The organism is Burkholderia sp. BCC1640 (assembly GCF_902833125.1).
Taxonomy (GTDB): Bacteria; Pseudomonadota; Gammaproteobacteria; order Burkholderiales; family Burkholderiaceae; genus Burkholderia; species Burkholderia diffusa.
The window spans coordinates 512,257-526,090 of sequence record NZ_CADFEF010000001.1 but is presented as its reverse complement, the minus strand read 5'-3'; the positions used below and the strand labels follow the sequence as shown (position 1 = coordinate 526,090).

The window sequence follows — 13,834 nt, the reverse complement described above, 5'->3', positions numbered from 1 at the left end:
AACCCTTTGAATAATGCATCCCACGCAAGGCCAGGCGCCCGCTGGGCGGCCGGCCATTCGAGTTGCCGGCACGCTTGCCGGCGGTCCCCCGAACACGAGAATCCTGATGCGCAATCCGAATATCGAGAGCCTGCTGACGAAGCTGCTGGGACAGGCGAAGACCGACGCCCTGTTCGCGACCCTGAACATGCCGGCCATCCTCGACGAATGGGAAACCGACGTCGTCACGCGCGCGGAGATCGCGCAGGCGATGAACATGGCGCTGTTCGAAGGGCTGCTCGAACGTTCGGCGAACGGCCGCGCATACACGGCCGACGCGATCGAAAACGGCGGCTCGGTCTACTTCGACCACGGCGCGCTGCGCACGGTGCGCTGGCCGCACACGGGCGCGCTGCCGCCGGGCGAAGCCGCGTTCACGCGCATCCTGCGTCCGCTCGGCTTCCGCCTGAACGGCCGTTATCCGCTCGACAAGCTCGGCATGACCGGCCGCGCGTATGCGCATGAAGATGCGCCGGACGAGATCGCGCAATTCTTCGTCAGCGAACTGCATCCGGAGCGCTTCTCCCGGGAATTCCAGCAGGCCGTGACGAACGTCGTGAGCTCGTCGCGCGATCCGCTGTCGCCGGCGGCCGTCGCGTTGCTGTGGGAGATCGAGCGCGAAGGCTGGCTGCCGCTCGACGCCGCGCATGCGCTGCTGCCGGAGATCGTCGGCGCGTTCGCGCGCCAGCACGACCTGCCGAGCGAACTCGACTACGAGACGCTGCTGCTCGAATCGGCCGAGATGGCGTGGATCGCGACCGAAGGCAACGCGTTCAACCACGCGACCGATCGCGTGACCGACGTGTTCAAGCTGTCCGACGACGAGAAGGCGAAGGGCCGGCCGATGAAGCCGGAAGTCGAGCGCTCGCGTTCGGGCCGCGTGTTCCAGACCGCGTATCGCGCGGACATCGTCGAGCGCGAATTCCGCACGCGCGACGGCGGGACCGTGAAGCGCAACGTGCCGGGCTCGTTCTACGAATTCATCACGCGCCGCCGCACGTTCGACCAGGCGGCGCGCCGCTGGGTGACGGACCTGCGTTTCGACGCGGGCAACGCGCAAGGCATCTTCAAGATGACGGCGAACGCGGCGAAGTAAGCGCGACGACGCATGCAGACGAACGGGCCGGCGGCTGATGACAGCCGCCGGCCCGTTTGCATTGGATGGGCGCCGCGATCGTCAGAACAGGTGCGTGACCAGATAGAACAGCACCAGCACGCCGAGCGGTACGCCGAGCAGCCATGCGATCAGATATTTGCCCATGTCGTGGTCCTCCGCGTGGCCGCGACGCAGGACGCATCGCGGCGGGGTGAGACGACCGGCGCGTCAAAGCTCGCGATCGAATTCCTTCAACTGCTTCTCGGCCTCGTCGCGCGCGATCCCGTAACGTTCCTGGATCCGGCCGGTCAGATAGTCGCGGTTGCCTTCGGCGACCGCGAGATCGTCGTCGGTCAGCTTGCCCCACTTGGCCTTCAGCTTGCCGGTCAGCTGCTTCCATTGACCCTTGATCTTGTCTTCGTTCATGGTGTGCTCCTGGAGTAAGGGGAAAAAAGCGCGGCGCTCGGCCGCGCGACAGTTCAGGCCTTCGCCTTCAGGCCGGATGCGTCGACGTGCTTCACGCCCTTGATCGAGCGCGTCACGGCGACGGCCTTCTTCACCGCAACCCTCGACGGCAGCACGCCCGTCAGCGTGACGACGCCGTCGACCGTCTTCACGCCGACGTGGATGCTTTTCACGCCATCCGTGGTCGCGAGTTCGCTCTTCACCTTGGTCGTGATCCACGTGTCGGTGACGGGCTGGTTCGATTCGGTCTTCATGCCGTCGTCGGTCGACGACGCCGCCTGTGCGTTCGTGAGCGGAGCGGCGCAAAGCAGGAACGCCGCGCTGACGGCGAGCAGCGCCGACAGGTTCGAGGTCTTGTTCATGGATGTGCTCCTTCGATTGGCGTGGTGGATGGGGAATCTGCGCAGGCGCGCCGCGCGTTACCGCGCGATCGGCGTGTCGTAGCCGGGCTCGCGCGGCGGCATGTCGGGGCGCGGCACGTCGGGCGGCAGCGGCACCGGCGGATCGGTGCCGGGCGAGGGTTCGGGCGGATTGTCCGGGGCCGGCTCGGGGCGCGTCGGATCGGGTGTCTGATGGAGCTTCATCAGGTGATCCTCCTCTGCGGTATGAAAGGGCGGCGCGTGGGCGCCGATGCAGTACCAGCGTACCGGCGCGAATGCACGCGGACATCGCGCAAATTCACCGGATCGGCTAGTGCGTTTGCACGGGGACGGAACGAAGGAGCGGGAACGGGAAGTGCGTCGTGTGCGTGGTGATGCGCGCGATGCGGGATGCCGGCGCGCAAGCCGTGCCGCGCGTGGCTCGGCGGGATGGCGCACGCAGCCTGTGCGGCATGCGAATGTACTATTGCGCATGGTGCATCCGCGCCTGTCGCTTGCGTCGGCCGCACGCGATCATCGCGTGCACGCGCCGGCCGGAGCAGGCTGGCGCGCATCGGCGCGGACGCGACCGACCCGGCAACCCTGTCGACCACGTGGACCACCGACCCATGGACGAACGAGTCAACGAACAGGCGCTCAAGTCGCATACCGACCGGCGCCAGCTGCACCAGATCATCGCGGGGCTCACCGAGGGCGTGATCCTCATCGAACCCGACCAGCGCATCGTGTGGGCGAACGAGGCCGCGCTCGCGATGCACGGCGTCACCGAGCTCGACGCGCTCGGCGCGGACGTCACCGAGTATCGCGAGCGCTTCCGGCTGCGCTACCGGAACAACCATCCGGTGCGCGACGGCCACTATCCGATGGATCGCGTGATCGCGGGCGAGGAATTCGGCGACGTGACCGTCGAAGTCGAATCGGCCGCCGACGAGAACGTGAGCTGGGTTCACCGCATCCGCAGCCTCGTGCTGACGAACGCGGCCGGTGAGCCCGACTGCCTCGCGCTCGTGCTGCACGATGCGACGGAATGGGCGAGCGCCGAGGACCGCTTCGAGCGCACGTTCAACGCGAACCCGGCGCCGGCCGTGATCTGCCGGCTCGACGACCTGCGCTACGTGAAGGTCAATCAAGGCTTCCTCGAGATGACGGGCCATGCGCGCGACGACGTGCTCGGCCGCTCCGTCTACGAACTCGACGTGCTCGAACACGCCGAGCAGCGCGAACTCGCGATCGAGCGGCTGGGCGAGGGCGCGACGATCCCGCAGATGGAGGCCGTGCTCAAGCGCGCGGACGGCGGCACGAAAGCGGTGGTGGTCGCCGGTCAGCCGATCGACATGAACGGCGAGGCGTGCATGCTGTTCACGTTCATGGATCTCGAGCCGCGCAAGCAGGCCGAGCTTGCGCTGCGGCAGAGCGAAGAGCGTTTCGCGAAGGCGTTCCGGATGGCGCCGGTCGCAACCGCGATCGTCACGGCCGACCGCTTCGAGCTGCTCGACGTGAACGATGCCTTCGTCGCGATGGCCGGCCATGCGCGCGACGATCTGCTCGGCAAGTCCGCGGACGAGATCGGGCTGTGGGCCGAACGCGGCGCCCGGCAGTGCATCGACGGCCAGCTCGCGCGCGACGGCAACGTGCGCAACGCGGACGTGCAGATCCGCACGCGCGACGGCGACGTACGCGATTGCGTCGTGTCGGCCGAACCGGTCGCGATTCACGGGCAGGATTGCCTGCTGATCGCGCTGCTCGACATCAGCGATCGCAAGCGCACCGAGATGGAACTCGTCTACGCGATCGAGACCGCGATGCAGGACGCGTCGTGGTTCAGCCGCACGTTGATCGAAAAACTGGCGAACGTGCGCCGCGCGAATGCGCCGGACGCGGGCGCGCAGCTGTCGGACCTCACCGCGCGCGAGCGCGACGTGTTCGACCTGTTGTGTCACGGCCTCGCCGACAAGGAGATCGCCGCGCGCCTCGGGCTCGCGCCGAACACGGTCCGCAATCACGTCGCGACGATCTACGCGAAGCTCGACGTGCATAGCCGCGGCGAGGCGATCGTATGGGCGCGCGAGCGCGGGATCGTCGGCGCATCCGACGCGAACGGCGCGCGAGGCGAAAAGGGCGCCGACAAGGGCGGCGCGAACGGCAAGGACTGACGCCGGGCGTCGGGCCATCGGTGCGAATGCACCATGCAGGCTGGTGCATCCGCATCTGCCGCGCGCGGCGCGCGGCTGCGATCCTGTCCACTCGGCGGTGCGGCGCAGGCTGCCGTGCCGTCGGCTCTCTCCCCAACTCATCGCAGGAGACGACCATGGACAGGAATCGCATCGAAGGCAAACTCAAACAGGTGAAGGGTTCGGTCAAGGAAGCGCTCGGCAAGGTGACGGGCGACCGCGAGACGGAAGCGGAAGGCGTGGCGGAACAGCAGGCTGGCAAGATTCAGGAGAAGGCCGGCGAGGCGGCCGATGCGGTGCGCAAGCAGACGGGCACCGACAGGCATTGACCGGCCCGGCGCCCGCGACCGAATCGCGCGATGTGCGGTGCATTGCCGCTGCCCGATACGGCGGTGATGCTCCATCTGCATTACCCGGGCAGGCCCGATGCAACGCGGCATGCGCGCATCCCGCTGACATTTCCTCTTCCCGGCCCGCCGTCGCGCGGGCCGCGTGCCCTCGGTAGCGTCGGCACTTGATGACAATTCCTCACAACATAGTTCCGATATTTCGTTTGCTGCACGCGTATTGGCTACCCACAATCGGTTCACCTCTTTCGCGCCGACAGGTTTCCCGGAGACGGAACCGCGGTGATCGACCGGCAAGTGACGCGCCATCGGCGGCACGCCGGCGACGGAAAAATCACCGGCACGCGGGAGGTCGCCGGCGCGCGATGATCGCGTGTCGCATCCCGACCCACAGAAGAAGGATTGGCCGATGACGTTCCGCATTCGTTCGCTTTCCGGCATTGCACTGACCGCCGCGATCCTCGCGTTCCAGACCGGCGCGGCCCGCGCGCAGGAGACGGTCGTCAAGGTCGGCGTGGCCGTGCCGCTGACCGGCGGCGGCGCCGCATACGGCAAGGACATCGAGAACGGCGTGCGCATGGCCGTCGACGAGGCGAACGCCGCGCACACGACGATCGGCGGCAAGCCGGTGAAGTTCGTCGTCGCGTCGCAGGACGACCAGAGCGATCCGCGCATCGGCGTGCAGGCCGCGCAGCAACTGACCGACGCGCAGGTGGCCGTCGTGATCGGCCACTTCAATTCCGGCACGACGCTGCCCGCGTCGAAGCTCTACGCGAAGGCCGGCATTCCGATGATCACGCCGTCGGCGACCAATCCCGACATCACGCGCGCCGGCCTCGGCACCGTCTATCGCGTGATCGCGACCGACGCGCAGAACGCCGGCAATGCCGGTGCGTATGCGGCGAGCGTGACCAAGGCGAAGCGCATCGCGATCATCGACGACCGCACCGCGTTCGGCCAGGGCGAAGCCGACGAATTCGAAAAGGCCGCGAAGGCGAACGGCGGCACGATCGTCGCGCGCGAATTCACGAACGACAAAGCCGTCGACTTCAGCGCGCAGCTCACCAAGATCAAGAGTACGAATGCCGACCTGGTGTTTTTCGGCGGCCTCGACGCGCAGTCCGCGATGCTGGTCAAGCGCATGCGTCAGCTCGGCATCCGCGCGCAGTTCCTGGCCGGCGGCGGCGTGATGAACGCGAACTTCATCAAGCTCGCCGGCAACGCGGCCGAAGGCGCGGCCGTGTGGGAATACGGGCAGCCGCTCGCGCGTCTCGCGAAAGGCAAGCAGTTCGAAACGAAATTCAAGCAGAAGTACGGCGTCGACATGCTCGCGTATGCGCCGTTCGCGTACGACGCGACGTGGATCGCGATCAACGCGATGCAGAAGGCGAACTCGACGAAGCCGGCCGATTTCAACGGCGCGCTGAAGGGCACGCGCTACGACGGCATCACCGGCACGATCGCGTTCACGAGCACGGGCGACCTGAAGAACCCGAGCTCGACGCTGTATGAAGTAAAGAACGCCGCGTGGCAGCCCGTTACCACGCAAACGGCGGACTGAATACCCGAACGCGCGCGGACTTTCGCGGCGATGCAGGACGTGCTGAAATAGCCGAAGCGATCGGATGCGGTCGCGGCGCACGTCGGGGCGATTCGCCGAGTGGCCTGCTCGCACGACGCCGCGCGCGACGCGGCACGAACAACCTTCGGGCGCGGCCGGCCGGCCGCGCCTTATACGTGTAACTGGAGTCAGTCGTGAGTTCTCAAGTCGTCATCGTCGGCGGTGGTGTGATCGGCAGCTCGATCGCCTATTTCCTGCGCGCTACCGATCCGACGGTGTCCGTGACCGTCATCGAACGCGATCCCACCTATGCGAAGTCGTCGTCGGCGCTGTCGGCCGCGTCGATTCGCCAGCAGTTCTCGACGCCGCTGTCGATCGAGATGTCGCTGTTCGGGATCGACTTCCTGCGCACGATCGGCGAACGGCTCGAGGTCGACGGCACGCGGCCGTCGATCGATCTGCACGAAGGCGGTTACCTGTTTCTCGCGACGCCGGCGGGCGATGCGACGCTGCGCGAGAACCACGCGCTGCAGACGAAGCTCGGCGCCGATATCCGGTTGATGGATCGCGATGCGCTGCGCGCGAAGTTTCCGTGGCTGAACGTCGACGATCTCGTGTCGGGCGCTTATGGCGTGAGCGGCGAAGGGTGGTTCGACGGTTACGGGCTCGTGCAGGCGCTGCGCAAGAAGGCGCAAGCACTGGGCGCGCGGTATGTGCCGGCCGATGTGACCGGCGTCGTTCGCGACGGTCGCAAGATCACGCACGTGGTGACGAACGACGGCGAGCGCTACGCATGCGACACGCTCGTCAATGCGGCCGGCGCGTGGACGCGCACGCTGTCGTCGATGATGGGCATCGACATTCCCGTGTATGCGCGGCGTCGCAGCATCTTCAACGTGTCGTCGCCGGCGAAGCTGACCGATTGCCCGCTGCTGATCGATCCGACGGGCGTGTATTTCCGGCCGGAAGGGCGCACGTACATTTGCGGGACGTCGCCGAGCCCGGATCGCGATCCCGACGACCTGCCGCTCGACGAGGTCGATCACGACCTGTTCGACGAGGTGATCTGGCCGACGCTCGCGAATCGCGTGCCGGAGTTCGAAGCGCTGCGCGTGGAGAACTGCTGGTCCGGGTACTACGAGTACAACGTGTTCGATCACAACGCGATCATCGGATATCACCCCGAACTCGACAACGTCGTATTCGCGAACGGGTATAGCGGACACGGGCTGCAGCAAGGGCCCGCGACGGGGCGTGGCGTGAGTGAACTGATCCTGGGCGGGCGGTATGAATCGCTCGACCTGTCGTCGCTCGGCTGGGAGCGTGTGCTCGAAAACCGGCCGATCGTCGAAAAGAACGTCGTGTAGCGCGGCGTGACCGCCCGGTGTGGGGTGGGCGGGATTCTCCTTGTGTCTCAATCTGATTGGCCCGGCTTTGCCGGGCTTTTTTTCGGAGCGGGATGCCGGATGCGCCGTTCCTGCGCGCGCAACTCACGCCAGCAGGCACGTGATCAGTTCGTGGGTCGTGCGTACCTCGTACTTCCTCAACAAGCTCGCACGATGAATATCGACCGTGCGCGGGCTGATGCTCAGTTCCTTGCCGATTTCCTTGCTGGTCAGGCCGTGAACCAGGAATGCCGCGACGTCGCGCTCGCGATCGGTCAACGTGCTGGCGACGTCGGGATGCTTTGCGTTCTCCGACAGGTCGGTGAAGGTCCAGATGGCCAGCTCGAAGGGCCGCTTCGAGTTGTAGCCGAAGCCGCATACGGTGACCCAGAAATGACTGCCGTCGACGCGACGCATGATGCGGTCATCGCTGAACCCCGCATGTTTCGCGAGCAGCGGCGCGAGGCGGCGGCCCGTCGTCGCGAAGTCCTTCCGCTGCGGATACAGCTTCGCGAACGACTGGTCGACGATGTCGTCGCGGGTGGCCCGGAACAGTTGCAGCGCCTTCTCGTTGCAGTCGACCATGATGCGTTCTCTGGCGACGATGGCCGCGACGGGCAGATGCCTGAAGAGATCTTCGTAGTCGAGGCTTGGCATCGTGTCGGTCATGGTCGGCATCGTGTCGACGGGTCCGAACCGTGTTCGGACCAAGGCTATCGGGCGGGTTTGCTCCTGCCGGATTGTAGCGGTAGCGCCTGCAGGCAACTCATCCGTGGCCCGTGCTCAAACGGCGCCCGAGACGCCGCGCTTGGCGGCCCGAGCGGCGCCCGCGGTCGCCGGACCGGCTTCCTCGAGCGCCGTCTTCGACGTTTCCGGCAGCGCCAGGCCGCCGATCATCGCGAAGATCGACACGGCGATCAGGTAATACGCGGGCGACAGGTTGGTGCCGGTCGCGGCGATCAGCCATGTGGCGACGAGCGGCGCGGTACCGCCGAAGATCGTGTAGGCGAGGTTGTACGTGATCGCCGATGCCGTGTAGCGCGTTTTCGTCGCGAACACTTCCGACATCAGCGGCGCCGTCACCACGCCCGAGAACACCGCGCCGATCGCAAGCAGCGCGACGCCGATCAGCGATTGCGACAGCACGCCCGAGCCGCCGAGCGAGAACGCCGGATAAACCGACACGATGATGAAGATGCCGGTCGTGGCGATCGTCGCGCGGCGGCCGACGAGGTCGGAGAAGAAGCCGGCGACCGGGCACAGGGCCGCGGCGAAGAAGAGCGCGAGCACCGTCACGAGAAGCGACGTGCCGCGAGACAGGTGCCCGGCGACTTGAAGGTAGGTCGCGAAATACGTCGTGAACGTGTAGAACGACAGCGCCGTCACGGACACGAACGCGCCGAGCTTCAGGATATTCTTCGACTGCGAATGCAGCGTTTCCATCAACGGCGCATGCGCGATGTCGTGCTTGCCTTCGAGCGCCTGGAACGCGGGCGTTTCATTCAGGCTGACACGCAGGTAGACGCCGATGAGGCCGACCGGCGCCGCGATCAGGAACGGCACGCGCCAGCCCCATTCGACCATTGCCTGCGACGACAGCGACGATTCGAGCAGATAGGCCACCACTGCCGCGCAAGCGAACGACGAGAAGGTCGATACCGGCACGAAGCTGCCGAAGAAGGCGCGGCGGCGGCGCGGTGCATGTTCCATCACGTACGCGCATGCGCCGGCATATTCACCGCCTGCCGAGAACCCCTGGACGCAGCGAATGATCGTGAGCAGCAACGGTGCCCAGTAGCCGATGCTCGCGTAGGTCGGCAGCAGGCCGATCAACGTCGTCGAGCCGGCCATCATCAGGATCGTCAGCGCAAGGGTGCGCTTGCGTCCGATCCGGTCGCCGATCACACCGAAGACGAGGCCGCCCAGCGGGCGGAACGCGAAGGCCACCGCGAACACCGCGAACGTTTTCAGGAGCCCGACCGTGGGGTCGCCGCTGGGGAAGAATTCGCGCGTCAGGATGGTGGCGAGAAAGCCGTATGCGGCGAAATCGAACCATTCGACGAAATTGCCGATCGACGCTGCGGCGATCACGCGTCGTAGCGTGCGGGTATCGACGTCCTGGGTGGTCATGGTCGTGTCCTCTTCATGTGGGCGCTTGGATTCGCGTCGAAAACCATGGTAGGGACGCCAATTACCTAGGTCCATACGTGTCAATTACCTAGGTAATCGGGGGCGGGGGGCGGGGCCGACGGGTATTGGAACGGGCAACCGGCGTTGCCGTTTTGACGGTGTTTCCGTCCCGCGAGCATGGTTCCGCGCGGCCGGTGAAGAGAATGGCGTCAGAACAGGAGTCCCAGAATTGTCGCCTTGACCGCGGCCTCGGTCTTGTTGGTCGCATTCAGCTTGCGCATCGCATTGACGAGGTGAAACTTCACGGTGCGCTCGTCGACATGCATGATCTTGCCGATCTCGACGTAGGTTTTCCCGGCGGCAGACCATTGCAGCGACTCCCGCTCGCGAGCGGTCAACTCGACGGCATATTCGGGCGCGCGCTGCGCGAGCAGATGCATGCTCATCGCACAGTTGGCGGTGTTCGCGAGCCATGACATCTGGTATCCCTTTTGCTCGAGCTCACACTCGTCGATCGGCTCGCTCGACCGCACCATGGTCACGAGTCCAATCGCGCCGGTTCGGCTGACGGACGGCATGCACCAGCCGTGGCGCAAGCCGAAATGATCCGCCTCCTTCCAGAATTCGATGCTTTGAGTCTGGGTGTCGGCACGCCAGATCAATGGCATCAACTGGCTGAGCCCGTGTCGGACGGTCGGGTCGACGGCAAAGTAGTTCTGACTCACATAACGCGTGACCCACGTCTCCGGATAGTTGGACTGCAGCATGAACTGCGGATTGGTCACCGGGAACGGAATGCGCAGACCGAACGAACAGTACTCGAATCCAAGGGCGCGCACGTCCGCCGAAAACTCCAAAAACACGTCGGCCTCGGATTTTGCCGCGGCGTATCCATTCAGATACTTTTCTTTCCATGCATGCATATCGTTACCTTTGCGGTCAATCGTGCCCCAAGGAATCGTGTTGCCAGGGGCGTTGGCCGGTCCTTCAAAAGTCGTTCAGGGGCTGGTCTCACGCTTCGACGTATCGAGCGGCAAACATGACGTCGAATGCAAATTCTTATTGAATCGATTTCGAGATGGCGTAGGGACTTTCCGTTGATCGAATTTCGGGATCTTGCATGTGGGTAGGTATATATCTGGATCGCACAGAGCGTTTCAATTTCGGGAGTCGCAAATTCGAAAATCCTGGAATTGCTTCATGATCGATGCGTCATCGGGCAATTTCCGCTCGCGGTGACCGTGCGTGATGCAATGGCATTCCCCGGATGGTCTGTAATAATTGTAAATAACCCGTACGTGATGGCAGCGGATATTCAAGTCGTAACAGGAGCGCTACGAGCGTTGAAAGGCCTTGTGGCCGGCTTCTGCTGCTAATCTTGTCAGAACTATGCCGTGCGAATTTTAACAGGTGCCACGTTGTGAGAACGAACATGCCAAAAAAGCTGAATGACGGATATGTGCGATTGACCCTGCCCGCGTTCTACGCGCTGCGTTTCCGTCAACATATGTGTCAGCAAGCCCCGGATTTGCTACATGACTTATGGGGTGAGGGGATCAGCGCCGTCAATGCCGGCTACTACGAGCTGGTCTGCACCGAGACGCAACCCGCCGCGAGCGTCGGCTGCGTATGGTACGTGGCAGCGGGGCGGTCCGACGTGAAAGTCGGGACGGACGACGTCAGCAGCAACGTCATGCTCCTCGACACGGACGGCGACGATTATGGCGCGCGATACAGCCGGGCGTTGATCCAGAACTGGCTGTGCTCGGGAATGCGTCAACGCGAACTTGAATCGGCCATTGTTGCCGATCACTGATTCTGTGTTCAAGGTGCCTCATTATTTCTCGGCGAGTAAATAATGATTCGCCGTTAAAGTCTCGTGCCGCGCAGCCGCCAGTTTCCGCCGATCGTCCTCATCGGCCTCAGCGAAGTTTCGATGGCGGCACGATTATCCATGCCGTGACACGGCACCACGCGAGCCGTGCTTCGAGCCGTTCATGACAGGCGTGCTCGCGATGTTTGTTCGCAAGCGCCCCGCTTCCCCTCGCCAGTTAAATCCAGAATCCGTTTTCCCGCCGGCGTGCTTCAGCCCACTCGGCGCGATGAGCCTCGTCCAAAGCGCGTGACCTGCCCATTCGGGCAGCTATGTTGTCGCGGCAATTTCGGGTTCAATCGCGCTAACAATTCTGAGATGAGAGAGAGGGCTTTCAGATGTTGACTTTATTGTCGGGGCGAAGCGCTGATTTGAGTCGCGAGATGATGTATCGACTCGCGAAGTTTCGGCATAAGGTCTTCATACAGGAACTCGGTTGGTCATTGCCGACTGACAATGGCATCGAATTTGACGATTTCGATCACGCGGACACGCTTTACGTTGTCGCTTGCGATCGCAATAGTGAAATTGTCGGTTGCGGTCGATTGCTGCCGACCGACGAGCCCTATCTTCTCGGTAATGTTTTTTCGGATTTGATGGGCGACGCTTCTCTTCCCCGGGCGCGCGATGTTTGGGAGTTGTCCCGCTTCGCGATGAGCATGCCGCGCGGCGAGTCGTTGACTGCCGAAGCGTCGTGGCAAAACACGCGCGCGCTCATGTCCGAAATCGTCCGCGTCGCGCACGCACATGGCGCGAACCGTCTCATTGCATTTTCCGTGATCGGTAACGAACGGCTTCTGAAGCGCATGGGTGTCAATGTGCATCGCGCCGCGCCGCCCCAAATGATCGAAGGCAAGCCGACTCTGCCGTTCTGGATCGAGATCGATGAACAGACGCGTTCCGCGCTGGACCTCGACGGATCGGAGTACGGCGTGCCGCTCGACATGCCGCGCGGTCTGCGTGCGTCGCATGCGTTCGAGCAAGCCGTGTGATTGGGCGTGCATGCAGTGTTTCAAAAGGTGCGCATGAAGATGAACAGCTTAACGATGTGGCTCGGCAAGTCCCGGTCCGCGAGAGGAATGTGAAATGACGCTTCGAGTGGTGGTAACCGGTATCGGCATTGTGTCTCCGCTGGGTTGCGGCAAGGAATTGGTGTGGCAGCGCCTGATCGGCGGATCGTCGGGGCTTCGCCGGCTCGGTGACGAGATCGTCGGCGATCTGCCCGCCAAGGTCGGCGGGACCGTACCGGCGAAGGCCGACGACCCTGACGGCGGTTTCGATCCGGAGAGCTCGGTGCCGAACAAGGAGCTGAGGAAGATGGACCGCTTCATCCAGATGGCGATGGTTGCCGCGGATGAGGCGCTCGCGGAAGCGGGATGGGCGCCACAGGCGGAACATCAGCGCGAGCGGACGGCCACCGTCGTCGCGTCGGGCATCGGCGGATTTCCGGGCCTGGCCGAGGCGGTGAGAATCGGCGAGACGCGCGGCGTGCGCCGGTTGTCGCCGTTCACCATTCCGTTCTTTCTGTCGAATCTGGCAGCCGGCCAGATTTCGATCAAGCATCAGTTTCGCGGGCCGATCGGCTGTCCCGTGACTGCCTGCGCGGCGAGCGTGCAGGCAATCGGCGATGCACTGCGCCTGATCCGGAACGGCGAGGCCGATGTCGTGCTGGCCGGCGGCGCGGAAGCGGCATTCGACAAGGTGAGCCTGGGCGGATTCGCTGCGGCGAGAGCGCTGTCGACCGGCTTCGGCGATCAGCCGATTCGCGCGTCGCGGCCGTTCGACCGCGAGCGGGATGGATTCGTCATGGGCGAGGGGGCCGCCATGCTGGTGGTCGAGTCTCTCGACCACGCCATCGCGCGTGGTGCCCGCCCGATCGCGGAGATCATCGGGTATGGAACCACGGCGGACGCCTACCACATGACCGCCGGGCCCGACGACGGATCCGGCGCCATGCGCGCGATGAAACTGGCCCTCGCGATGGGCGACATCGCCCCGGAGCAGGTCGACTACGTCAACGCGCATGCGACATCGACGCCGGTCGGCGACTCCGGAGAAATCGAGGCGCTGAAGACGGTCTTCGGCGTGGGCGCCGGCCCGGCGATTTCATCGACCAAGTCGGCGACCGGGCATTTGCTCGGGGCGGCCGGCGCGATCGAGGCGGCGTTCTCCATTCTCGCGCTGCGGGATGGCGTGCTGCCCGGAACGCTGAATCTCGAGCACCCCGACGAGGCGGCCGCCGGACTCGATCTGATCGGCCCCTCTGCCCGGCACGTTCCCGTCGAAATCGCGCTGTCCAACGGTTTCGGGTTTGGTGGCGTGAACGCGTCGGTACTGTTCAAGCGATATCCGTCGGATCGCGCCGCAGGCGCGCATTGAGCAACGCG

At 64.6% G+C, this 13,834-nt stretch carries 14 protein-coding genes; 8 read left to right on the top strand and 6 right to left on the bottom strand.

Features of this window, described 5'->3' with window-relative positions:
* Positions 1-106: 106 nt before the first annotated feature.
* Positions 107-1,135 (top strand): DUF1338 domain-containing protein, encoded by a 1,029-nt coding sequence (locus tag HWX25_RS02410; RefSeq protein WP_059690385.1) that lies wholly within the window; start codon positions 107-109, stop codon positions 1,133-1,135.
* Positions 1,136-1,363: 228 nt separating this feature from the next.
* Here HWX25_RS02410 and HWX25_RS02405 read toward each other — a convergent pair whose 3' ends face one another.
* The 3 genes from HWX25_RS02405 to HWX25_RS02395 are packed head-to-tail and all read right to left on the bottom strand — an operon-like array spanning position 1,364 to position 2,184.
* Positions 1,364-1,561, bottom strand: a complete 198-nt coding sequence (locus tag HWX25_RS02405; protein WP_059819717.1) for a CsbD family protein — start codon at positions 1,559-1,561, stop codon at positions 1,364-1,366.
* A 53-nt stretch (positions 1,562-1,614) separates the two neighbouring features.
* Complete coding sequence (locus tag HWX25_RS02400; RefSeq protein WP_059819716.1) at positions 1,615-1,962, bottom strand: BON domain-containing protein; 348 nt, start codon at positions 1,960-1,962, stop codon at positions 1,615-1,617.
* Between the two features lie 57 nt (positions 1,963-2,019).
* Positions 2,020-2,184, bottom strand: a complete 165-nt coding sequence (locus HWX25_RS02395; protein ID WP_167357956.1) for a hypothetical protein — start codon at positions 2,182-2,184, stop codon at positions 2,020-2,022.
* A 404-nt stretch (positions 2,185-2,588) separates the two neighbouring features.
* Here HWX25_RS02395 and HWX25_RS02390 point away from each other — a divergent pair, with 404 nt between their 5' ends.
* From HWX25_RS02390 to HWX25_RS02375, 4 genes are all read left to right on the top strand, one after another.
* Positions 2,589-4,133, top strand: a complete 1,545-nt coding sequence (locus HWX25_RS02390; protein WP_175906830.1) for a helix-turn-helix transcriptional regulator — start codon at positions 2,589-2,591, stop codon at positions 4,131-4,133.
* Positions 4,134-4,288: 155 nt separating this feature from the next.
* Positions 4,289-4,480: a CsbD family protein gene (locus HWX25_RS02385; RefSeq protein WP_059532268.1), complete on the top strand. Its 192-nt coding sequence runs from the start codon at positions 4,289-4,291 to the stop codon at positions 4,478-4,480.
* A 427-nt stretch (positions 4,481-4,907) separates the two neighbouring features.
* Positions 4,908-6,059: a branched-chain amino acid ABC transporter substrate-binding protein gene (locus tag HWX25_RS02380; RefSeq protein ID WP_175906828.1), complete on the top strand. Its 1,152-nt coding sequence runs from the start codon at positions 4,908-4,910 to the stop codon at positions 6,057-6,059.
* A gap of 194 nt (positions 6,060-6,253) precedes the next feature.
* Entirely contained in the window at positions 6,254-7,426 is a 1,173-nt protein-coding gene (locus HWX25_RS02375; protein WP_059819713.1) for an FAD-binding oxidoreductase, read from the top strand.
* A gap of 123 nt (positions 7,427-7,549) precedes the next feature.
* Here HWX25_RS02375 and HWX25_RS02370 read toward each other — a convergent pair whose 3' ends face one another.
* The 3 genes from HWX25_RS02370 to HWX25_RS02360 form a co-directional block, all read right to left on the bottom strand.
* The gene (locus HWX25_RS02370) at positions 7,550-8,122 is read right to left on the bottom strand and encodes a PAS and helix-turn-helix domain-containing protein (protein ID WP_059818573.1); all 573 of its coding nucleotides are present in this window, start codon (positions 8,120-8,122) and stop codon (positions 7,550-7,552) included.
* Between the two features lie 105 nt (positions 8,123-8,227).
* Positions 8,228-9,574 carry an MFS transporter gene (locus tag HWX25_RS02365; RefSeq protein ID WP_175906827.1) on the bottom strand — a complete coding sequence of 449 codons (1,347 nt, stop codon included), beginning with the start codon at positions 9,572-9,574 and terminating at the stop codon, positions 8,228-8,230.
* Positions 9,575-9,783: 209 nt separating this feature from the next.
* Positions 9,784-10,497, bottom strand: a complete 714-nt coding sequence (locus tag HWX25_RS02360) for a LuxR family transcriptional regulator (RefSeq protein WP_059532258.1) — start codon at positions 10,495-10,497, stop codon at positions 9,784-9,786.
* A gap of 509 nt (positions 10,498-11,006) precedes the next feature.
* Here HWX25_RS02360 and HWX25_RS02355 point away from each other — a divergent pair.
* The 3 genes from HWX25_RS02355 to fabF all read left to right on the top strand — a co-directional run bounded on the left by HWX25_RS02355 (position 11,007) and on the right by fabF (position 13,826).
* Positions 11,007-11,390: a DUF4902 domain-containing protein gene (locus tag HWX25_RS02355; protein WP_175906825.1), complete on the top strand. Its 384-nt coding sequence runs from the start codon at positions 11,007-11,009 to the stop codon at positions 11,388-11,390.
* Positions 11,391-11,830: 440 nt separating this feature from the next.
* Positions 11,831-12,439: an acyl-homoserine-lactone synthase gene (locus HWX25_RS02350; RefSeq protein ID WP_244135238.1), complete on the top strand. Its 609-nt coding sequence runs from the start codon at positions 11,831-11,833 to the stop codon at positions 12,437-12,439.
* A 94-nt stretch (positions 12,440-12,533) separates the two neighbouring features.
* Entirely contained in the window at positions 12,534-13,826 is a 1,293-nt protein-coding gene (gene fabF / locus HWX25_RS02345; protein WP_175906822.1) for a beta-ketoacyl-ACP synthase II, read from the top strand.
* The last annotated feature ends 8 nt before the right edge of the window (positions 13,827-13,834 follow it).

Coding starts and splice junctions, on each gene's coding strand:
- HWX25_RS02410 (WP_059690385.1), top strand. CDS start 107: ATGCGCAATCCGAATATCGAGAGCCTGCTGACGAAGCTGCTGGGACAG.
- HWX25_RS02405 (WP_059819717.1), bottom strand. CDS start 1,561: ATGAACGAAGACAAGATCAAGGGTCAATGGAAGCAGCTGACCGGCAAG.
- HWX25_RS02400 (WP_059819716.1), bottom strand. CDS start 1,962: ATGAACAAGACCTCGAACCTGTCGGCGCTGCTCGCCGTCAGCGCGGCG.
- HWX25_RS02395 (WP_167357956.1), bottom strand. CDS start 2,184: ATGAAGCTCCATCAGACACCCGATCCGACGCGCCCCGAGCCGGCCCCG.
- HWX25_RS02390 (WP_175906830.1), top strand. CDS start 2,589: ATGGACGAACGAGTCAACGAACAGGCGCTCAAGTCGCATACCGACCGG.
- HWX25_RS02385 (WP_059532268.1), top strand. CDS start 4,289: ATGGACAGGAATCGCATCGAAGGCAAACTCAAACAGGTGAAGGGTTCG.
- HWX25_RS02380 (WP_175906828.1), top strand. CDS start 4,908: ATGACGTTCCGCATTCGTTCGCTTTCCGGCATTGCACTGACCGCCGCG.
- HWX25_RS02370 (WP_059818573.1), bottom strand. CDS start 8,122: ATGCCGACCATGACCGACACGATGCCAAGCCTCGACTACGAAGATCTC.
- HWX25_RS02365 (WP_175906827.1), bottom strand. CDS start 9,574: ATGACCACCCAGGACGTCGATACCCGCACGCTACGACGCGTGATCGCC.
- HWX25_RS02360 (WP_059532258.1), bottom strand. CDS start 10,497: ATGCATGCATGGAAAGAAAAGTATCTGAATGGATACGCCGCGGCAAAA.
- HWX25_RS02355 (WP_175906825.1), top strand. CDS start 11,007: ATGCCAAAAAAGCTGAATGACGGATATGTGCGATTGACCCTGCCCGCG.
- HWX25_RS02350 (WP_244135238.1), top strand. CDS start 11,831: ATGATGTATCGACTCGCGAAGTTTCGGCATAAGGTCTTCATACAGGAA.
- fabF (WP_175906822.1), top strand. CDS start 12,534: ATGACGCTTCGAGTGGTGGTAACCGGTATCGGCATTGTGTCTCCGCTG.